Origin of the sequence: Streptomyces sp. NPDC057543, assembly GCF_042801895.1 — a bacterium.
Taxonomy (GTDB): domain Bacteria; phylum Actinomycetota; class Actinomycetes; order Streptomycetales; family Streptomycetaceae; genus Streptomyces.
Genome location: NZ_JBHVFF010000040.1, coordinates 13,036 through 32,207, shown reverse-complemented (window position 1 = coordinate 32,207; position 19,172 = coordinate 13,036). Strand labels below are relative to the sequence as shown.

General features: G+C 71.0%; 20 protein-coding genes and 1 riboswitch. Of the genes, 10 read left to right on the top strand and 10 right to left on the bottom strand.

Going from position 1 to position 19,172, the window contains the following annotated elements:
• The first annotated feature begins 16 nt into the window (after positions 1-16).
• Together ACFU8Q_RS10105 and ACFU8Q_RS10100 are read left to right on the top strand one after the other, a co-directional pair.
• On the top strand, positions 17-634 hold the full coding sequence (locus tag ACFU8Q_RS10105) for a DUF4126 domain-containing protein (RefSeq protein WP_384450543.1): 618 nt from the start codon (positions 17-19) through the stop codon (positions 632-634).
• 30 nt (positions 635-664) lie between these two features.
• Complete coding sequence (locus ACFU8Q_RS10100) at positions 665-2,182, top strand: phytoene desaturase family protein (protein ID WP_384450540.1); 1,518 nt, start codon at positions 665-667, stop codon at positions 2,180-2,182.
• Positions 2,183-2,210: 28 nt separating this feature from the next.
• Here the strand turns inward: ACFU8Q_RS10100 and ACFU8Q_RS10095 are convergent, their stop codons facing one another.
• The 6 genes from ACFU8Q_RS10095 to ACFU8Q_RS10070 all read right to left on the bottom strand — a co-directional run bounded on the left by ACFU8Q_RS10095 (position 2,211) and on the right by ACFU8Q_RS10070 (position 7,198).
• On the bottom strand, positions 2,211-3,185 hold the full coding sequence (locus ACFU8Q_RS10095) for a hypothetical protein (protein ID WP_384450537.1): 975 nt from the start codon (positions 3,183-3,185) through the stop codon (positions 2,211-2,213).
• A gap of 50 nt (positions 3,186-3,235) precedes the next feature.
• Positions 3,236-4,153: a methylenetetrahydrofolate reductase [NAD(P)H] gene (gene metF / locus ACFU8Q_RS10090; protein ID WP_384450534.1), complete on the bottom strand. Its 918-nt coding sequence runs from the start codon at positions 4,151-4,153 to the stop codon at positions 3,236-3,238.
• Positions 4,154-4,307: 154 nt separating this feature from the next.
• The gene (gene thiE, locus ACFU8Q_RS10085; RefSeq protein ID WP_384450531.1) at positions 4,308-4,961 is read right to left on the bottom strand and encodes a thiamine phosphate synthase; all 654 of its coding nucleotides are present in this window, start codon (positions 4,959-4,961) and stop codon (positions 4,308-4,310) included.
• Positions 4,962-5,110: 149 nt separating this feature from the next.
• Positions 5,111-5,476: an Rv2175c family DNA-binding protein gene (locus tag ACFU8Q_RS10080; protein WP_384450527.1), complete on the bottom strand. Its 366-nt coding sequence runs from the start codon at positions 5,474-5,476 to the stop codon at positions 5,111-5,113.
• A gap of 95 nt (positions 5,477-5,571) precedes the next feature.
• Positions 5,572-6,825, bottom strand: coding sequence for an NAD(P)/FAD-dependent oxidoreductase (locus tag ACFU8Q_RS10075; protein WP_384450524.1), 1,254 nt, complete (start codon positions 6,823-6,825; stop codon positions 5,572-5,574).
• Positions 6,826-6,853: 28 nt separating this feature from the next.
• On the bottom strand, positions 6,854-7,198 hold the full coding sequence (locus ACFU8Q_RS10070) for a hypothetical protein (protein WP_384450521.1): 345 nt from the start codon (positions 7,196-7,198) through the stop codon (positions 6,854-6,856).
• Positions 7,199-7,249: 51 nt separating this feature from the next.
• A riboswitch (TPP riboswitch) is annotated at positions 7,250-7,363 on the top strand.
• On the opposite strand from ACFU8Q_RS10070, the gene thiO reads away from it, so the two are divergent.
• The 5 genes from thiO to ACFU8Q_RS10045 all read left to right on the top strand — a co-directional run bounded on the left by thiO (position 7,361) and on the right by ACFU8Q_RS10045 (position 12,542).
• A complete protein-coding gene (thiO, locus tag ACFU8Q_RS10065) occupies positions 7,361-8,545 on the top strand; it encodes a glycine oxidase ThiO (RefSeq protein ID WP_384450519.1) in 1,185 nt (394 codons plus the stop codon). Its footprint overlaps the riboswitch before it by 3 nt.
• Positions 8,542-8,814: a sulfur carrier protein ThiS gene (gene thiS / locus ACFU8Q_RS10060; RefSeq protein ID WP_384450516.1), complete on the top strand. Its 273-nt coding sequence runs from the start codon at positions 8,542-8,544 to the stop codon at positions 8,812-8,814. The genes thiO and thiS overlap by 4 nt, the downstream gene beginning before the upstream one ends.
• A gap of 2 nt (positions 8,815-8,816) precedes the next feature.
• Positions 8,817-9,611: a thiazole synthase gene (locus ACFU8Q_RS10055; RefSeq protein WP_384450514.1), complete on the top strand. Its 795-nt coding sequence runs from the start codon at positions 8,817-8,819 to the stop codon at positions 9,609-9,611.
• Between the two features lie 111 nt (positions 9,612-9,722).
• Positions 9,723-11,639, top strand: a complete 1,917-nt coding sequence (gene pknB, locus ACFU8Q_RS10050; RefSeq protein ID WP_384450511.1) for a Stk1 family PASTA domain-containing Ser/Thr kinase — start codon at positions 9,723-9,725, stop codon at positions 11,637-11,639.
• Between the two features lie 6 nt (positions 11,640-11,645).
• Entirely contained in the window at positions 11,646-12,542 is an 897-nt protein-coding gene (locus ACFU8Q_RS10045; protein WP_384450509.1) for a deoxyribonuclease IV, read from the top strand.
• On the opposite strand, the gene ACFU8Q_RS10040 is transcribed toward ACFU8Q_RS10045, so the two are convergent.
• Positions 12,509-13,141, bottom strand: coding sequence for a sulfite oxidase-like oxidoreductase (locus ACFU8Q_RS10040; protein ID WP_384450506.1), 633 nt, complete (start codon positions 13,139-13,141; stop codon positions 12,509-12,511). The genes ACFU8Q_RS10045 and ACFU8Q_RS10040 overlap by 34 nt on opposite strands.
• A 154-nt stretch (positions 13,142-13,295) precedes the next feature.
• Here ACFU8Q_RS10040 and bfr point away from each other — a divergent pair, with 154 nt between their 5' ends.
• Positions 13,296-13,775, top strand: a complete 480-nt coding sequence (bfr, locus tag ACFU8Q_RS10035; protein ID WP_329920115.1) for a bacterioferritin — start codon at positions 13,296-13,298, stop codon at positions 13,773-13,775.
• A 114-nt stretch (positions 13,776-13,889) separates the two neighbouring features.
• Here bfr and ACFU8Q_RS10030 read toward each other — a convergent pair whose 3' ends face one another.
• Positions 13,890-14,198: a bacterioferritin-associated ferredoxin gene (locus ACFU8Q_RS10030; RefSeq protein WP_384450503.1), complete on the bottom strand. Its 309-nt coding sequence runs from the start codon at positions 14,196-14,198 to the stop codon at positions 13,890-13,892.
• Positions 14,199-14,367: 169 nt separating this feature from the next.
• The gene (locus ACFU8Q_RS10025; RefSeq protein WP_384450500.1) at positions 14,368-15,723 is read right to left on the bottom strand and encodes a class II 3-deoxy-7-phosphoheptulonate synthase; all 1,356 of its coding nucleotides are present in this window, start codon (positions 15,721-15,723) and stop codon (positions 14,368-14,370) included.
• A 215-nt stretch (positions 15,724-15,938) separates the two neighbouring features.
• Here ACFU8Q_RS10025 and ACFU8Q_RS10020 point away from each other — a divergent pair, with 215 nt between their 5' ends.
• Both ACFU8Q_RS10020 and ACFU8Q_RS10015 read left to right on the top strand, forming a co-directional pair.
• Positions 15,939-15,995 carry a trp operon leader peptide gene (locus ACFU8Q_RS10020; protein WP_107408160.1) on the top strand — a complete coding sequence of 19 codons (57 nt, stop codon included), beginning with the start codon at positions 15,939-15,941 and terminating at the stop codon, positions 15,993-15,995.
• Positions 15,996-16,087: 92 nt separating this feature from the next.
• Positions 16,088-18,025: an anthranilate synthase family protein gene (locus ACFU8Q_RS10015; RefSeq protein WP_384450497.1), complete on the top strand. Its 1,938-nt coding sequence runs from the start codon at positions 16,088-16,090 to the stop codon at positions 18,023-18,025.
• Positions 18,026-18,059: 34 nt separating this feature from the next.
• Here ACFU8Q_RS10015 and ACFU8Q_RS10010 read toward each other — a convergent pair whose 3' ends face one another.
• Entirely contained in the window at positions 18,060-19,064 is a 1,005-nt protein-coding gene (locus tag ACFU8Q_RS10010; RefSeq protein WP_384450495.1) for a 2-hydroxyacid dehydrogenase, read from the bottom strand.
• Positions 19,065-19,172: the final 108 nt, after the last annotated feature.

The following is a 19,172-nucleotide window of genomic DNA, read 5'->3' as shown; positions in this document are numbered from 1 at the left end:
GGTTACGATCGCGTCCGTGTCCGTACTCCCTCTGGTGTTCACAAGCGGCTGGGCGAGCGGGATCAACGCCTATGCGGTGGTCCTGTTACTCGGTGTCTTCGGCGCGACCGGTCTCAGCGACGAGGTGCCCGCGTCGCTGCAGCGCACCGATGTCCTCGTCGTGGCCGGTGTGCTCTTCCTGTGCGAGGTGGTGGCGGACAAGATCCCGTACGTGGACTCGGTCTGGGACTCGGCGCACACCGTCATCAGGCCGGTCGCCGGGGCCGTCGTGGCGGCGCTGCTGGCCGGCGGGAGCGGTTCGCTGCCGGAGCTCGCAGCCGGGGCCGTCGGCGGTTCCACCGCTCTGATGAGTCATCTGGTGAAGGCGGGCACCAGGATGGCGGTCAATACCTCCCCTGAGCCGTTCAGCAACATCGCGGTGAGCACGGCCGAGGACCTGGGCGTCGCGGGAATCGTCACCTTCGCGATCTTCCATCCGCTGGTGGCCGCGGTCATCGCCGGGACCCTGCTGCTGCTCGGCATGGTGGTACTGGTCTTCCTGGCGTCCCGGATCCGCCGGTTCCTGCGCCGCAGGGCACAGCGTCGCGCGGAGAAACGCCTGGCAGGAGCCGGTCCGCACTGGCCGCTGGACTGAGTGTCAGAGGCGGCCGTTAAGGTCACTGGCATGGCACGAATTGCGGTGATCGGCGCCGGGATGGGCGCGATGGCGGCGGCCGCCCGGCTCGCCGTGGCAGGCCACCGGGTGACGGTGTACGAGCGGTCGGACACCTTCGGCGGCTCGGTCGGCCGGTACGCCCATGAAGGCTTCACCTTCGACACCGGTCCCACACTGCTGCATCTGCCCGCGGTCTACCGCGACTTGTTCGTGAAGACGGGCAAGGAGCCGCTGGAACGGTGCGTCACGATGACTCAGGTCGATCCGGCGAGCCGCCACATCTTCGCGGACGGCACGGCGCTCTCGCTGCCGAATGCGTCACGGGCCGGGGTGGTCGCCGCCCTGGACACCGCGCTCGGGGGCGGTGCGGGCGCGGCCTGGGGCGGGTTCCTCGACCGGGCGCGCGATGCCTGGGACCGGTCCCGGCGTCCGCTGCTGGAGGAGCCGTTGCGCTCCGACTGGCAGGTGCTCGGCCGTGATCCGTATCCCGCCCTCCAGCAGCGCCGGCTGCTGCGCCCGGCCCGTCGGGCGGACACGGTGGCAAAGATCGGCGCGTGGGAGCTGTCGGACCCCCGGCTGGCCGCCCTTCTCGACGCCTTCGCCCTGTCGTACGGGCTCGACCCGCTGCGCGCGCCGGCGGCGGCCGCCCTGCTGCCGTACATGGAGGAGACCTTCGGCAGCTGGTATGTCTCCGGCGGGATCCGGGCCCTGGCGCAGGCGGTGTACGAGCGGTGCCTGGCCCGGAAGGTGGAGTTCGTCTTCGGCGGCGAGGTGGCCCGGATCGTCGAGAAGGGCGGCCGGGCCGCAGGCGTCGAGCTCGTGGACGGGACGGTCGCCGAGGCCGCCCACGTGGTGCTGGGCGCTCGCCCGCATCCGGGCCTGGTGCCCGGTCAGGAGCTCTGGCGGGACGGCGATGTGACCGTTCAGCCGCGGCCGGGCCAAGGGGTGGTGCCGGGCCGGTTCCTGGTCCTGCTGTCGCTGCGCGGCGCCCGGCCGGGGGACGCCGTGCACCGGACCCTGGTCCACCCGGCGGACGGCGCGGCGGAGCGCGAGGCGGTGTTCGGCGGCCGGCTCGCCGACCGTCCCACGGTGACGGTGCTGCGCCCGGACGACCCGTCGACCCGCCCCGACGACGCGCACGAGGCGGTGACGCTGATGGCGACGGTCGCCCCGCACGGTGCGGTCGACTGGACGGACCAGGCGTTGCGCGAGCGGTATGCCGACGCGCTGATCGAAGCGGCCGGCGCGGCCGTGCCCGGCCTGCGGGAGCGGCTGCTCCACGCCGAGGTGCGGACCCCGGCCGAAACTGCGGACGACACCGGCGCCGAGGGCGGTTCGGTGCCGGCGCCCGCGCTGGCCGGGGCGCAGGGCGCGTATCTGCATCCGGGCAATCGCACCCGGCTGCCGGGGCTCTACGCCGCGGGCGGCTGGTCGCACCCGGGCGGCGGGCTCGCCCATGCGGGGATGTCGGGGGCGCTGGTCGCCGGGCTGATCGTGGAGGGGGACGGGTTCCGGGGCTCGCAGTGATCCCTGAAGCCTGCTGCCGGGCCCGTCGTCAGTAGCGGTACTGCTGTTCGTCGTAGCCGTTGCCGTTGGCGTAGCCGTTCGGGTACGGGGAAGGCTGCGCGGGCTGCTCCGGAGGTGTGGGCGGGTACTGCTCGCCCTCGCGTTGCTGCGGCACCCAGACACCGCCGGGCGGGGTCTCGGGGGCGTGCTGCTGGGCGGCGTACGGGTCGGCGGCGAACTGCTGCTGGCCGCCGTGGCTGTCATAGCCGTTGCCGTAGCTGTCGTACGCGGCGTACTGCGTGGAACCGCCGGTGGTGCCGGTCCCGATGTACGGGTCGGAGTACGCGGCGTACTGCTGCTGACCGCTGCCGTAGTCGTACTGCCCCTGACCGGCGAAGGAGTCCTGGCCGCCGAAGGAGTCCTGGCCCGCATACTGATCCTGGCCCGGCGCGGCGTACGTGGAGTGACCGGCGTAAGGGTCGTACGCGGCGTACTGCGGCTGCTGTTCGGCCTGCCTGCCCTGGCTATGGTCCTGCTGCGACCGCTGGTGATCGCTGTAGATGCCGTACTGCCCGGTGTCATCGGGCAGCGGCTCCGGCTCGTAGACCGCGGTCCGCTGCTCCGGAGTCCCCAGCGCCGCGGACGATGCCGCCGCGGTGTCCGCGTGCGGCGGGACGCGCTCGTCGTGCTCCAGCTCCAGGTCCGACACTTCGAGCGTGGGCTCGCGGCCGTCCCGGCCGCCGCCCCGGCGGCGACGGCTCTCGCCGGGGCTGCCCCCTATCGCCCAGCCGGTGGAGAAACCACGCCGGAAGGACAGCGTGACGTACGTCTGACCGGTCGCGAACGCGATGGCGCCGACGGCGATGACGAACACGGACGGCATCAGCACCCCGACGACCACACAGCCGAAGCCCGCGAAGGCGAGCAGCCGCCAGCGAAGGCGTGCCTTGTACTGCAGGAGCACCTCACCGAGCAGCCACAGCGCGACGATTCCGAACGCGATGTAGAGGACCGTCCAGCCCATGCCCGCCCCCTCCTACGGCCACCGCCCCGGGTCGTGGCGGGTACGGCCGGTCACGACTGCTTGTGCAGTCCGAGATTTTCGTAGATTTCGAGCGTCGCCGTCGAGTTGTTGAGCGTGATGAAGTGCAGTCCGGGCACACCCTCGGATCGCAGCCTCGCGCAGAACTGCGTTGCGAAGTCGATGCCAATGGAGCGTACAGCGGCGGGATCGTCCTTGGCGGCGAGGATGCGTTCTTTCAGGGAGGAAGGGAAAGACGCGTTGCTGAGCTGCGCAAACCGTTCCAACTGCTTGACGCTGGTCAGCGGCATGACCTCGGGGATGATCGGGGTTTCGCAACCCGCAGCGACCACCCGGTCACGCATCCGCAAATAGTCCTCCGGATTGAAGAACATCTGCGTGATCGCATAGTCGGCACCGGCGCGGCACTTGTCCACGAAATGCCGGATGTCGGTGTCCCAGTCGGTCGAGCGCGGGTGCATCTCGGGAAATGCCGCGACGCCGACACAGAAATCTCCGGATTCCTTGATGAGCCGGACGAGATCGGCGGCGTACCGCACACCCTGCGGGTGCTTGACCCACTCGCCCATCGGGTCGCCGGGCGGGTCTCCGCGCACGGCGAGGATGTTCCGGATTCCGGCGTCGGCGTACTGCCCGATCATGTTGCGCAGCTCGGCGACGGAGTGGTTGACCGCCGTGAGGTGCGCGACCGGGGTGAGGGTGGAATCGGCGGCGATCTGCTCGGCGACCCTGACCGTACCTGCCCGGGTGGAGCCACCCGCCCCGTACGTCACGGAGACGAAGCTCGGCCTCACCGCCTCGACGCGGCGCAGCGCACTCCAGACGTTCCGCTCGCCCTTCTCGGTCTTGGGCGCCCAGAACTCGAACGAATACGAAGTCTTGCCGGTCGCGAGGAACTCACGCACCGTGTGTGCGTGATCTGTCCTGGTAGATGGTGTGCCAAGGGCCATACCGGCAGGTTAACCAGAGCGCGACGACCACAGGACCAGACCAGCCATAATTGTCCGAATTGACCGGTTGTTTGTCCACCCTTCGGACACCCGGCTTCGGACACCCGGCTTCGGACACCCGGCCTTGGACACCCTGCTTTGGCACCCGGTCGGATCACGTCCCGGCGCACGCCCGGATTCGCTCGGCCAGTCCGGCGGTGGCGGCGGCCGGGTCGGTGGCCTCGGTGATCGCCCGTACGACGACCACCCGGCGCGCTCCGGCGTCCAGCACCTCGTCGAGATTGCCCGCGTCGATCCCGCCGATGGCGAACCACGGGCGTCGGGTGCCGAGCGAGGCGGCGTACCGCACGAGGTCCAGGCCCGGGGCGTGCCGGCCGGGCTTGGTCGGGGTGGGCCAGCACGGGCCGGTGCAGAAGTAGTCCACACCGGGTTCGACGACGGCCGCGTCGACCTCGGACTCGGCGTGGGTGGAGCGGCCGATCACCACGTCCTCGCCGATGATGGCGCGGGCGGCGGGGACCGGCAGGTCGCCCTGGCCGAGGTGCAGCACGTCGGAGCCGATGGCGTGGGCGACATCGGCCCGGTCGTTCACCGCGAGGAACTTGCCGTGGCGCTTGCAGGCGTCGGCGAAGACAGCCAGGTGTTCGAGCTCCTCGGCCGCCTCCATGCCCTTGTCGCGCAGTTGGACGATGTCCACCCCACTGGAGAGCACGGCGTCGAGGAACGCGGGGAGGTCGCCCTGGCGCTTACGGGCGTCCGTGCACAGGTAGAGCCGGGCATCGGACAGCTGCGCGCGAGGCGTGGACATGGTGCGGTTCCCCCCTGGAGAGCGTGGTGGAGCTGAAGTGCGCGGTGGAGCGGTTGCCGGTTTCCGGCGCGGGGCGCGGACCGTGCGGTCGTACGCGGGGCGCGGACCGCGCGGTCATGCGCGGTCCGCCCCTCACATACCGTCGGCGGTCAGACGGCGAGCGCCTGGGCGCGACGCTTCACCTCCGTGCCGCGATTCTCGCTCAGTGCCTGGGCAGGGGTGCCCGGCAGGGTCGGGTCGGAGGTGAAGAGCCATTCCAGCATCTCTTCGTCGGTGTAGCCGTCGTCCCTCAGGAGCGTCAGGGTGCCGGAGAGGCCCTTGACCACCTTGTCGCCGTCGATGAAGGCGGCAGGTACCTGGAGCGCCCGGTTCTCACCACGTCGTACTGCGATGAGCTGGCCCTCCTTGACCAACTGCCGTACGCGCGTCACCTCGACACCGAGCATTTCGGCGATGTCGGGGAGGTGGAGCCAGGCGGGGACGAGAGCATCGATCTTTGCGTCAATCTCGGTCACAGGGACAAGCGTGCCATCCCGGACCGACAGTCGGTAGCCGGGCCCGACCGTACGGGGCTCCGGGGTACGCCGTCGGAGGGGCTCCCCGTCGGCCGTCAGAGGGTCGCCGACTTGAGCGGCACGGAGGGGTCGGCGGCGCGCACCGGATCGAGCCGCGCGCCCGCTTCGATGAGCTTGCGCCCCTGCGCCAGATCGCGCGGTCGGCCGACGGCGAGGACCGCGACCAGGACGCCGTGGCGCAGCCAGCACACCGACCAGGCGGGGCCGGCGGGATCGCCCCGCCACAGCAGGGTGTCGGCGCTCCCGTGGTGGCCCGCGTACTGCACGAACCGGCCGAACTGCTCGGACCAGAAGTACGGCACGGGGTCATACGTCAGCGGCGCGGGTTCACCGTCGGCAGCGGCGGCGATGATGTTGGCGGCGGCGGTCCGCGGGCCCTGGAGGGCGTTGTCCCAGTGGTGGACGAGAAGGCGTTCGCCGTACCGGGCGGAGGGGAACGAGGCGCAGTCACCGACCGCGTACACATCCGGCTGCGAGGTGCGCAGCGCCCCGTCGGCGGTCACCGATCCGTCGGGGCCGAGCGCGATGCCGGAGCCGGCCAGCCAGCCGGTGGCGGGCCGTGCGCCGATTCCGACGACGACCGCTCCGGCCGGGATCGCGCGGCCGTCCGTGAGGATCACCCGGCCCGGTTCGACGCGGGCGACCCGGGCTCCGGTGAGGAGTTCTGCACCGCTCTCCGCGTACCAGGCGCTCATCGGGGCGGCGACCTCGGCGGGCATCGCGCCCGCGAGTGGCCGGTCGGCGGCCTCGACGACGGTGACGGCGCAGCCCGCGGCGCGGGCCGCGGTGGCGAACTCGGCGCCGATCCAGCCCGCGCCGACGACCACGACGCCGTGCTGCTCGTCGAGGACGGGGCGCAGCCGCGCCGCGTCGTCGAGGGTGCGCAGCAGATGGACGCCGGGAACGCCCTCGACTCCGGGCAGGACGACCGGTTCGGCGCCGGTCGCGATCACCAGCACGTCGTAGGGCACGGGTCCCGACGGGGTGTCCAGCTCATGCGCGCCGGGGCGCACACCCGTGACCTCGCGGCCCAGTTGCAGATCGATGTCCAACGCATCGAAGTCGACGTCGAAGGCGGAGTCCTCGGCTTCGCCGAGCAGCACCGCCTTGGACAGCGGGGGCCGGTCGTAGGGCTGGTGCGGTTCGGCGCCGATCAGGGCGACGGGGCCGGTGAAGCCCTGTTCCCGCAGGGCCACCGCCGTCTGCACACCGGCCATGCCCGCGCCGACGATGACGACGCGGCGTCCCGCGCGCCGACCCGGCTGCTCTGACTGCTGCTGCTCGCTCACCCGTACACCTTACGCATCTGACGAACCGTCAAGAAAGAGGGATCTGTTCCACCGTGCTGGTCCCACTGCCCTCCTGCGACTCCCACTCCCATCGCTCGTCCAGTCGAACCCGGCCGTCCGCGAGGTCGACGACGGTGGAGACACAGTGGCCGGAAGACGTCGTTCCGTCGTGCTTCAGCTGGACGTACCTGAAATCGAGGGTGTCGTCGACGCGGGTGCCGACGAGATGGCCGCGGACCACGTCGCCGCCGGCGTACTCGGCCCAGATCCGGCCGTCCGCCTCGTGGTACGTGAAGCGGGTACGGGTACCGACCTGGCCCGGGGCCTGGTCGGCGACCGGTGAGAGGACGAGTCCGTCGAGCGAACGGGCCACGGTGGCTGCTCCCTTACAGGGGCTGGAAGGCGGGGTTTAGGGTGGCCAACGTAAAACACTCGCGGGAGCCCGGACGCACCGGGCTGAGAGGGAGGCTGGGGCGGCCTCCGACCGTACGAACCTGATCCGGGTCATGCCGGCGAAGGGAGGGGCTGGACGCCCATGCGTTCTTCTCGGAACGGAAACGGATCCGACGTCCTCGTCATCGGGGGCGGGATCATCGGCCTGGTGACCGCCTGGCGGGCCGCGCAACGCGGACTGCGCATCGCGGTCGCCGACCCCGAACCGGGTGGCGGGGCCGCCCGGGTGGCGGCCGGCATGCTGGCCGCCGTCACCGAACTCCACTACGGCGAACAGATGCTGCTGGCGCTCAATGTCGCCTCGGCCGCGCGCTATCCGGCCTTCGCGGCCGAACTGGAAGCGGCGAGCGGGCGGGAGACCGGCTTCCGCGCCTGCGGCACCCTGGCCGTCGCGCTGGACTCCGACGACCGCACCCATCTGCGGGATCTGCACGCTCTGCAGCGGCGTTCGGGCCTGGAGTCGGAGTGGCTCACGGGCCGCGAATGCCGCCGTCTGGAGCCGATGCTCGCGCCCGGCGTCCGCGGCGGTCTGCGGGTCGACGGTGACCACCAGATCGATCCGCGCCGGCTGGCCGCCGCGCTGCTGACCGCCTGCGAGCGGGCCGGGGTGGTCTTCCACCGCGACCGGGTGGAGCGCCTGACGGTCGTGCGAGACCGGGCCGCCGGAGCCGTGCTCGCCGGGGGCACGGAGCTCGGCGCCGACCAGGTCGTGCTCGCCGCGGGCAGCCTCAGTGGGCGGCTGCCGGGGCTGCCGGACGAGGTCGTGCCGCCGATCCGGCCGGTGAAGGGGCAGGTGCTGCGGCTGACCGTGCCCGCCCCGTACGCCCCTTTCCTCACCCGGACGGTCCGGGCCGTGGTCCGGGGCAGCCATGTCTATCTCGTACCGCGGGAGAACGGCGAACTGGTCGTCGGCGCCACCAGCGAGGAGATGGGCTGGGACACCACCGTCACCGCGGGCGGCGTCTACGAGCTGCTGCGGGACGCCCACGAACTGGTGCCCGGCATCACCGAGCTGCCGCTCACCGAGACCCGCGCCGGCCTGCGCCCCGCCTCCCCCGACAACGCCCCGCTGCTCGGCCCCACCGCCCTGCCCGGCCTCCACCTCGCCACCGGCCACCACCGCAACGGGGTGCTCCTCACCCCCGTCACCGGCGACGTCATGGCGGCGCTGCTGGCCGACGGCGAGCTGCCCGAGCCGGCCCGCCCCTTCACCCCGAACCGCTTCCCGCCCGCCGCCGCCCCCGCACGTCAGGAACAGCCCGCATGACCGAGCCCGCGCCCCTCTCCGAGCCCGCGCCCCGCCCCCGGCCCGCATCGCCCACCGATCCCGCACACGTCTCCGTGTCCGTGAACGGCGAGGTCCGTCTCCTCGCCCCGGGCACCACCCTGGACGCCCTTGCCGCCACCCTGACCACGGCGCACTCCGGCGTCGCCGCCGCCGTCAACGAGACCGTCGTCCCGCGCGGCCGGTGGTCCGCCACCGTGCTCGGCGACGGCGACCGCATCGAGGTCCTGACCGCGGTCCAGGGAGGCTGACGATGGCCGACGACCTCTTCTCCCTCGGCGACACCGCCTTCGGCTCCCGGCTGATCATGGGAACGGGCGGGGCACCCAGCCTCGACGTGCTGGAGCGTTCCCTGACCGCCTCCGGCACCGAGCTGACCACCGTCGCGATGCGCCGCCTCGACCCGACCGTGCAGGGCTCGGTGCTCTCCGTCCTCCAGCGGCTCTCCATCCGCGTCCTGCCGAACACGGCGGGCTGTTTCACCGCGGGCGAGGCCGTGCTGACCGCCCGGCTGGCCCGCGAGGCGCTCGGCACCGACTGGATCAAGCTGGAGGTGGTGGCCGACGAGCGGACCCTGCTGCCCGATCCGATCGAGCTGCTGGACGCCGCGGAGACCCTGGTGGACGACGGCTTCACCGTGCTGCCGTACACCAATGACGACCCGGTGCTGGCCCGCAGGCTCCAGGACGTGGGGTGCGCGGCGGTCATGCCCCTCGGCTCCCCCATCGGCTCCGGCCTCGGCATCCGCAATCCGCACAACTTCCAGCTGATCGTCGAGCAGGCCCGGGTGCCGGTGATTCTCGACGCGGGCGCCGGGACCGCCTCGGACGCGGCGCTCGCGATGGAGCTGGGGTGCGCGGCGGTGATGCTGGCGTCCGCGGTGACCCGGGCCCAGGAGCCGGAGCTGATGGCCACGGCGATGCGGCACGCGGTGGAGGGCGGGCGGCTGGCGTACCGCGCGGGCCGGATCCCGCGCCGCCACTTCGCCGAGGCCTCGTCGCCGGTGGAGGGGCGTGCGGTGCTGGACCCGGAGCACCCGGCCTTCTGACCCACCGGGACGCCGTGGACCGCATGTTCCTGTCACGGCTCGGCTGCAGTACGGCCCCGGGGCCGCTCCGATCTGTGGGAGGTGTCCGTGGCGGCTCGTAGACTCGCATGCGTGGATACGACCCTCCAGGACCCTCTCGTCGGGCAGCTGCTCGACGGCCGCTACCGCGTCGATGCCCGCATCGCCGTGGGCGGCATGGCCACGGTCTACCGGGCCGTGGACACCCGGCTCGACCGGGTGCTCGCCCTCAAGGTGATGCACCCGGCGCTCGCCACCGACGCCTCGTTCGTCGAGCGCTTCATCCGCGAGGCCAAGTCCGTGGCCCGGCTCGCGCACCCCAATGTGGTCGCGGTCTTCGACCAGGGCGCCCAGGGCCAGTACGTCTACCTCGCGATGGAGTACGTCGCGGGCTGCACCCTGCGTGACGTGCTGCGCGACCGCGGCGCCCTGCAACCGAGAGCCGCGCTGGACATCCTGGAGCCGGTCCTCGCCGCCCTCGGCGCCGCACACCGGGCGGGCTTCGTACACCGCGACATGAAGCCGGAGAACGTCCTCATAGGGGACGACGGCCGGGTCAAGGTCGCCGACTTCGGTCTCGTACGGGCGGTGGGCGCCGTCACCAACACCACCGGGTCGGTGCTGGGCACCGTCTCCTATCTCGCCCCCGAGCAGATCGAGCACGGCACGGCGGACACCCGTACCGATGTGTACGCCTGCGGTGTCGTCCTGTACGAAATGCTGACCGGTGCCAAGCCGCGCGCCGGAGACACCCCCGCGCAGGTCATCTACCAGCACCTCAACGAGGACGTCCCGGCCCCCTCGGCCGTCGTCCCGGGCCTCCCGGTCGCGCTCGACGACCTGGTGGCGAGCGCCACCGCCCGCAACCCCGAGGTCCGCCCGTTCGACGCGGTGGCGCTACTCGCCGAGGCCCGTGAGGCCCGCTCCGGCCTCACCGACGCCCAGCTGGACGCCATACCGCCGCAGGCCCGCGCCGAGGCGCACGACGCCGCCGAGGACCTTACGAGCGTGATCCCGCGGCTGGTCCCGGCCGATCAGGGCGTCGCCCATCACACCAGCCGGCTGGAGATGCCCGCGCCGATGCCGCCGGGGCCCGCGCCGCGCGGTCCCTGGCGCTTCGGTACGAGGCGCTCCGTCATGGGCGCGGTCGTCGCCGTGCTGCTGGTGCTCGGGATCGGCACCGGTGTCTGGTACATCAACTCCGGGCAGTTCACCCGGGTGCCCTCACTGCTCGGCCAGACCGAGAAGACCGCCCAGCAGCGGCTCTCGGACGCAGGTCTGGACCTGAAGGGCGTCAAGCGGTCCTACAGCGACACCGTGGACCGCGGCAAGGTCATCAGCAGCGATCCCGCATCCGGTGCCCGCATCCGGGGGAACGACGCGGTGACGCTGGTCGTCTCGCGCGGCCCCGAGATCGTGAAGGTGCCCGACGTCCAGGGCCGTGCGCTCGCCGACGCCCGGCGCGAGCTGAAGAAGGCCGGCCTGGTGCCCGGCATGGTCACCAAGGAGTTCAGCGAGCAGACGGGGCGGGGCGAGGTGATCCGTACCGAACCCGCGGCCGGCACCGGACGCCACCCGGACTCCGCGGTCGCCCTGATCGTCAGCAAGGGCGCCCCGGTCGACGTCCCCGATGTCACCGGGCTGTCCGTCGCGGACGCCACCGCCGCGCTGGACGAGCAGGGCCTGAAGGCCGAGGTGCTGCCCGACCGGGTCAACTCCCCCGAGGTCGCGGGCGACATCGCCCATCAGTCACCGGCCCGGGACAGCCAGGCCGCCGAGGGCGACACCATCACGCTCACGGTCTCCAAGGGACCGCGAATGATCGACGTCCCGGACGTCACCGGCAAGGACGTCGACGAGGCCAGGAGCGTGCTGGAGGACGCGGGCTTCGAGGTCAAGGTCGACCGCCCGTTCCTCTCCTTCAGCGACACCATCGCGAGCCAGTCCGTCGACGGCGGAAAACAGGCCCCCGAGGGCAGCACCATCACCATCAAGACCAAGGGGCTCTAGATCCATATGCGCAACCCGGTCGGCGGCCACGTTCCGGTGGCCGGAGGCCTCGCCAAGGTCGGCCTCCCGTACGCCCGCGAGATGGCGGCGGAGGCCGTCCAGGTCTTCGTCGCCAACCCGCGCGGCTGGGCGACGCCCGTCGGCAGCCCGGCCCAGGACGAACAGTTCCGCACCGAGTGCGCCGCCGAGTCCATACCGGCGTACGTCCACGCCCCGTACCTGATCAACTTCGGCTCGCACACCGAAGCCACCGTCGAGAAGTCCGTGGACTCGCTGCGCCACTCACTGCGCCGGGCCCGCGAGATCGGCGCCCTGGGCGTCGTGGTGCACACCGGATCGGCGACCGGCGGACGCCCGCGCGAGCAGGCCCTCGCCCAGGTACGCACGCACATGCGGCCGCTCCTGGACGAGCTGACGCACGACGACGACCCGTATCTGCTGCTGGAGTCGACCGCCGGACAGGGCTCCTCGCTCTGCTCACGGACCTGGGACTTCGGACCGTACTTCGAGGCACTCGACGCCCACCCCAAGCTCGGCATCTGCCTGGACACCTGCCACATCTACGCGGCGGGCCACGATCTGACCGGCCCCGCGGGCATGCGCCGGACCCTGGACCTCCTGGTGGACACGGTCGGCGAGGGGCGGCTGAAACTGATCCATGCCAATGACTCCAAGGACGTGGTGGGCGCCCACAAGGACCGCCACGAGAACATCGGCGCCGGGCACATCGGAGAGGAACCCTTCCGGGAGCTGTTCGCCCACCCGGCCACCCTCGGCGTGCCCCTGATCATCGAGACGCCGGGCGGCAAGGACGGCCACGCGGCGGACGTGGCGCGGCTGAAAGGGCTGCGCAGGTCCTCGCTGCCGGGTCAGAGCTCGGGGCCGTCCCCCGGCTCCTCCTGATACGAGTAGCGCTGCTCGCGCCACGGATCGCCGATGTTGTGATAGCCGCGCTCCTCCCAGAAGCCGCGGCGGTCGGCCGTCATGTACTCGACGCCGCGGACCCACTTGGGCCCCTTCCAGGCGTAGAGGTGCGGCACGATGAGCCGCAGCGGGAAGCCGTGCTCGGCGGTGAGCAGCTCACCACCCTTGTGAGTGGCGAAAAGTGTTCGGTCCGAGGAGAAGTCGGAGAGCCGCAGATTCGAGCTGAACCCGTACTCGGCCCAGACCATCACATGGGTGACGTTCGGCGCGGGCGGTGCGAGTTCCAGGATCGTACGGGCGAGCACGCCGCCCCATTCGGCGCCGAGCATGCTGAATTTGGTGACGCAGTGCAGGTCGGCGACCACCGAGGTGAACGGCAGCACCGAGAATTCCTCGTGGTTCCAGCAGTGCTTCTCGCCGTCCGCCGTGGCACCGAAGACCCGGAACTCCCAGCGGTCGGGCTTGAACTTGGGCACGGGCCCGTAGTGGGTAACCGGCCAACCACGCTGGAGTCGCTGTCCCGGCGGAAGCTCGGACTGCTCTGACGCGCGGTTTTCCCGGCTTTCCGGCTGACCCATGACTCCATGGTGACAGACAGGCAGGGGTGGTTCCGACCAGCGTGTGGGCAATTCAGGCAACTCGTACTAAGCATGTACTTACTGGACGATCACCGGGTGCGGTGCGAGGATGCGGCCAACTTGACCAGTTCACCGGTTGGAAGGAGCCTCTGCGATGCAGGGCGACCCCGAGGTCCTTGAGTTCCTGAACGAGCAGCTGACCGCCGAATTGACTGCCATCAACCAGTACTTCCTGCATGCAAAGATGCAGGACAACTTCGGCTGGACGAAGCTCGCGAAGTACACCCGCTCCGAGTCGTTCGACGAGATGAAGCACGCGGAGATCCTCACGGACCGCATTCTCTTCCTCGATGGACTGCCCAACTACCAGCGACTGTTCCATGTGCGGGTGGGCCAGACCGTCACCGAGATGTTCCAGGCGGACCGTCAGGTCGAGGTGGAGGCGATCGACCGCCTCAAGCGCGGGATCGAGCTGATGCGCGGCAAGGGTGACATCACGTCCGCAAACATCTTCGAGTCGATCCTGGAGGACGAGGAGCACCACATCGACTACCTCGACACCCAGCTGGAACTGGTCGAGAAGCTCGGCGAGGCGCTCTACATCGCCCAGCAGATCGAGCAGCCGGACAGCTAGGGCCTCTCGTTCGGACCAGACGGATCAGGTCGGCCCGGACTGAATCAGGCCGGCCCGGATCAGATCGGACCAGGCCGGATCGGATCGGATCGGACCAGGTCGCCCTGGGCCGGATCAGGCCGCTTCGGAGAGCCGGATGCCCGGGGTCACGCCCGGGACGGCGCCGGGAGCGATACCCGGATCGACCTCGGGAGCGGCGCTCGTCCCGGCGTCACCCGTGGCGCCGGGCGTCCGCTTCCGGTCGAGCAGTTCGCGGCGCGGACAGGCGCCCCGGCCGAGCACGGCCTGGATGGCGCGGACGCAGCCGCCGCAGTCCGTCCCCGCCTTGCAGGCGGAGGCTATCTGCCGGGGTGTGCACGCCCCGGCGTCCGCATGTTCCTTCACCTGCTTCTCCGTGATGCCGAAGCACGAGCAGACGTACACGCGGTTCACCTCCCGGCGGGATCGGTCGTTACTGCCACCCCGTTGATCGGTGAGGCTAACCTAACCTTACCCGGCGCCGTGAGCCGTTGAAAGCCTCCGAACGCCCTGTGGGGCACGGATCACATCGATCCGTGCCCCACAGTCATACGCGTACCACCTGCGGTGATGCCTACTGGTCCCGGTACATCTCGGCGACCAGGAACGCCAGGTCGAGGGACTGGCTGCGGTTGAGCCGCGGGTCGCAGGCCGTCTCGTAGCGCTGGTGCAGATCGTCGACGAAGATCTCGTGCCCGCCGCCGACGCACTCGGTGACATCGTCACCGGTGAGTTCGACGTGGATGCCGCCCGGGTGCGTACCGAGGCCCTTGTGGACCTCGAAGAAGCCCTTGACCTCGTCCAGGACGTCGTCGAAGCGACGGGTCTTGTGACCGGAGGCGGCCTCGAAGGTGTTGCCGTGCATCGGGTCGGTCACCCACGCCACGGTGGCGCCGGAGGCGGTGACCTTCTCGACCAGATCGGGCAGCTTGTCGCGGACCTTGTCGGCGCCCATGCGGACGATGAAGGTCAGCCGGCCGGGCTCGCGCTCGGGGTCGAGGCGTTCGACGTAGCCGAGCGCCTCGTCGACGGTGGTCGTCGGACCGAGCTTGATGCCGATCGGGTTGCGGATCTTCGAGGCGAACTCGATGTGCGCGCCGTCCATCTGGCGGGTGCGCTCACCGATCCAGACCATGTGGCCGGAGGTGTCGTACAACTGGCCGGTGCGCGAGTCGGTGCGGGTCAGCGCCGACTCGTAGTCCAGCAGCAGGCCCTCGTGCGAGGAGTAGAACTCGACCGCCTTGAACTCGGCCGGGTCCGTACCGCACGCCTTCATGAAGTTCAGCGCGTTGTCGATCTCGCGGGCGAGCGCCTCGTAGCGCTGGCCGGACGGCGACGACTTCACGAAGTCCTGGTTCCAGGCGTGCACCTGGCGCAGGTCGGCGTAACCGCCGGTGGTGAAGGCGCGGACCAGGTTCAGCGTGGAAGCGGATGCATGGTACATCTGCTTCAGCCGCTCCGGGTCAGGGACGCGGGATTCCTCGGTGAAGGCGAAGCCGTTGACGGAGTCGCCGCGGTAGGTCGGCAGGGTGACGCCGTCGCGGGTCTCGGTCGGCTTGGAGCGCGGCTTGGAGTACTGGCCGGCGATCCGGCCCACCTTGACGACGGGCACGGAGGCCGCGTAGGTCAGGACGGCGCTCATCTGGAGCAGCGTCTTCAGCTTGGCCCGGATGTGCTCGGCGGACACGGCGTCGAACGCCTCGGCGCAGTCACCGCCCTGCAGCAGGAACGCCTCGCCCTTGGCGACGGCTCCCATGCGGGCACGCAGCTGGTCGCACTCGCCCGCGAAGACGAGCGGCGGATACGACGCGAGGTCCGCGAGTACATCGCGCAGAGCCTCGGCATCGGGGTACTCGGGCTGCTGCGCCGCGGGAAGGTCTCGCCAGGTCGCCTTGTCGGCGACACTCTGGGATTCAGCGTTCACGATCACGTCAGCAAGAATACGGGGTCGGCGCTCCCCTGCCGGTACTCGACCGCCTGGTGAGACGGACCCATCGGCCTTGTCGCAGCGGACGACCCCGCGGTGACGGGGAACGGAGTTGCCGCGCCGGCAAGAAAGGTCCCGGCGCCGCAGCGGCGGGGAAGACGCCCTGCCGACGGTCTCGCGCCCCGTCGGTCACCCTGCCATGCGATACGATCCACGGCATGTTCGCGCAGACAAACCAGAACTGGTGGTGGACCGCTCATCCGGCGGCCCACTGATCGATCGCGCGCGACAGACCACGCGAAGGCCGCCCGAGGGGCGGCCTTCTCTGCGTTTCGGGAGCCCGTTCCTCCATCCGGAAGGAACACCCATGCCGCACCCCACCGACCTCGTCATCGAGCGGCTGCTCCGTGACGACAGCCCGCCGTTCGCGCTGCTGCGCAGGCGCACTCCCGGCCGCGATCAGGACACCGTCGAGGTGCTGATCGGCCGGGTACGGGAAGTGGACCGGCTCGCCGATCTCCCGGTCGGCGAGCTGCCCTCGCTGGCCCTGGTGCCGTTCCGGCAGATCGCCGAGCGCGGTTTCGATGTGCGCGACGACGGGACGCCGCTGTCCGTGCTGGTCGCCGAGGAGACCTACGAGCTGCCGCTCGCCGAGGTGCTGGACAGCTTGCCGGTCCATGACGTGCGGGTCGAGGGCGGCGGGTTCGACGTTCCGGACGAGGAGTACGCCGGGATCGTGCGGCGGGTCGTCGAGGACGAGATCGGGCGGGGCGAGGGCGCGAACTTCGTCGTCCGGCGGACCTTCCGGGGCGAGATCCCCGGTTTCGGGCGGGCGGACGCGCTCGCCCTCTTCCGGCGGTTGCTGGCCGGTGAGCGGGGCGCGTACTGGACGTTCGTGGTCCACACGGCGGACGGCGGGTCCGAAGGGTCCTCCTTCTCGGGGCGGCGGCGGGCGACGGGTGGGAGGACGCTCGTCGGCGCGAGTCCCGAGGTACATGTGCGGATGTCCGGCGGAACGGTCGTGATGAACCCGATCAGTGGCACGTACCGCTACCCCGTCGAGGGCCCGGACGTCGAGGGGCTGCTGGCCTTCCTCGCCGACCGCAAGGAGCGGGACGAGCTCTCCATGGTGGTCGACGAGGAGCTCAAGATGATGTGCACCGTCGGTGACATGGGCGGGGTGGTGGTCGGACCGCGACTCAAGGAGATGGCCCATCTCGCGCACACGGAGTACGAGCTGCGCGGGCGCTCCTCGCTGGATGTGCGGGAGGTGCTGAGGGAGACCATGTTCGCGGCGACGGTCACCGGTTCCCCCGTGCAGAACGCCTGCCGGGTCATCAAGCGGTACGAGCCCGGCGGGCGCGGCTACTACGCGGGCGCGCTGGCGCTGCTGCGGCAGGAGCCGGGCGGGGCGCAGTCCCTGGACTCGCCGATCCTGATCCGTACCGCCGACATCGCGGCCGACGGGCGGTTGCGGGTGCCGGTCGGGGCGACGCTGGTACGCCACTCCGATCCGGACAGCGAGGTCGCCGAGACCCACGCGAAGGCGGCCGGGGTGCTGGCCGCGCTGGGGGTGCGGCCGGGCCGGCCGCGCGACGCGGCGGTGCGCCCGCAGCTGGCCGGCGACCCGCGGGTGCAGGGGGCGCTGGACGCCCGGCGGGACGGTCTGGCGCCGTTCTGGCTGCGGATGCAGGAGCGTACGCACGAGCTCTCCGGCCATGCGCTGGTGGTCGACGGGGAGGACACCTTCACCGCGATGCTGGCGCATCTGCTGCGCTCATCGGGTCTGGAGGTGTCGGTGCACCGCTACGACGAGCCGGGGCTGCGCGAGCGCGTACGGGCGCACGCGGGCCCGGTCGTGCTGGGCCCCGGGCCCGGGGATCCGGGCGACACGGCCGATCCGAAGATGCGGCTGCTGCGCGAGTTCGCCGCCGAGCTGGTCCGTGATCACCGGCACGGGCTGCTGGGGGTCTGTCTCGGTCATGAGCTGATCGCGGCGGAGCTGGGTCTGGAGATCGTCCGCAAGGCCGTGCCGCATCAGGGCGCGCAGACCCGGATCGAGCTGTTCGGGCGCCCCGAGACGGTCGGCTTCTACAACAGCTTCACCGCGCGCTGCGACGACGGTGCGGTCACCGAGCTGGCGGCGCACGGTGTCGAGGCGAGCCTGGACGCGGCGACCGGGGAGCTGCACGCGCTGCGCGGGCCGGGCTTCGCCTCGGTGCAGTTCCACCCGGAGTCGGTACTGACCCTGCGCGGCGCGACGATCGTGACCGAGCTGCTGGCGGGGCTGCCGGTCGCCGGCTGAAGGGGCGGCGGGACCCCGGAGGAGCTCCGGGGTCTCAGCCCCCCGGGAGCGCGGGGACGAGGACGTTGTCGCTGCGGCGGCCGGCCAGGTAGTCGGCGACGTTCCGGACGGTGGCGTCGACGATCTGGGCCACGGCGTCCTGGGTGTAGTACGCCTGGTGCGAGGTCACGATGACGTTCGGGAAGGTGACGAGCCGGGCGAGGGTGTCGTCGTCGATGCCCTCCAGGGACTTGTCGAGGAAGAACAGCCCGGCCTCCGCCTCGTACACATCGAGCCCGACACCCAGGAGACGGCCCGCGCGGAGCTCGGCGACCAGTGCCGTCGCGTCGATGAGTCCGCCGCGGCTGGAGTTGATCAGGATCGCGTCGTCCTTCATCCTCGCCAGGGCGTCCGCGCCGATGATGTGGTGGGTCGCGGGCAGGAGCGGGACGTGCAGGCTGACCAGGTCGGACTCGGCGAGGAGCCGCTCCTTGTCGACGTACTCCATGCCCAGGCCGACGCAGGCGGGATTCTCGGCGACGTCCCAGCCGAGCAGCTTCATGCCGAAGCCGTGGGCGATACGGGTGAAGGCCTCGCCGATCTTGCCCGTACCGATCACACCGGCCGTGCGGCCGTGCATGTCCCGGCCGAGGAGGCCGTCGAGCCGGAAGTCGAAGTCGCGGGTGCGGCTCGCGGCCCGGATGATGCGGCGGTTGACCGCCAGCGCGAGGGTCCAGGCGAATTCCGCGACCGAGTACGGGGAGTAGGCGGCGACCCGGGCGACGCGCAGGGCGAGCCGTTCCGCGACGTCGAGGTCGATGTTGTTGAAGCCGGTGGAGCGCTGGGCGATCATCTGCGTGCCGCCTGCCGCGAGGGTCTGCAGGACGCCGCTGCCCAGGTCGGCGTTGACGCTGGTGGAGATGACCTCGTATCCCGCGGCGATGGGGGCGGTGTCCTTGGTGAGGAAGACGTCCAGGCAACGGACCTCGTGCTCCGGGGCGAAGGCCTTCTCGATGAGCGGCTTCTCGTCGGACTGCACACCGAATGCCAGGATTTCCACGACGTCTCCAGCCTTCTTGATACGCGTTTCTTGATGCGCGTTGATACGCGTTTCTTGATGCGCGCGAAAAGCGGCGTTACGTACCGGATGTTCGCGAATATACGGCCC

Coding starts and splice junctions, on each gene's coding strand:
- ACFU8Q_RS10100 (WP_384450540.1), top strand. CDS start 665: ATGGCACGAATTGCGGTGATCGGCGCCGGGATGGGCGCGATGGCGGCG.
- ACFU8Q_RS10095 (WP_384450537.1), bottom strand. CDS start 3,185: ATGGGCTGGACGGTCCTCTACATCGCGTTCGGAATCGTCGCGCTGTGG.
- metF (WP_384450534.1), bottom strand. CDS start 4,153: ATGGCCCTTGGCACACCATCTACCAGGACAGATCACGCACACACGGTG.
- thiE (WP_384450531.1), bottom strand. CDS start 4,961: ATGTCCACGCCTCGCGCGCAGCTGTCCGATGCCCGGCTCTACCTGTGC.
- thiO (WP_384450519.1), top strand. CDS start 7,361: ATGCGTTCTTCTCGGAACGGAAACGGATCCGACGTCCTCGTCATCGGG.
- thiS (WP_384450516.1), top strand. CDS start 8,542: ATGACCGAGCCCGCGCCCCTCTCCGAGCCCGCGCCCCGCCCCCGGCCC.
- ACFU8Q_RS10055 (WP_384450514.1), top strand. CDS start 8,817: ATGGCCGACGACCTCTTCTCCCTCGGCGACACCGCCTTCGGCTCCCGG.
- ACFU8Q_RS10045 (WP_384450509.1), top strand. CDS start 11,646: ATGCGCAACCCGGTCGGCGGCCACGTTCCGGTGGCCGGAGGCCTCGCC.
- ACFU8Q_RS10040 (WP_384450506.1), bottom strand. CDS start 13,141: ATGGGTCAGCCGGAAAGCCGGGAAAACCGCGCGTCAGAGCAGTCCGAG.
- bfr (WP_329920115.1), top strand. CDS start 13,296: ATGCAGGGCGACCCCGAGGTCCTTGAGTTCCTGAACGAGCAGCTGACC.
- ACFU8Q_RS10015 (WP_384450497.1), top strand. CDS start 16,088: ATGCCGCACCCCACCGACCTCGTCATCGAGCGGCTGCTCCGTGACGAC.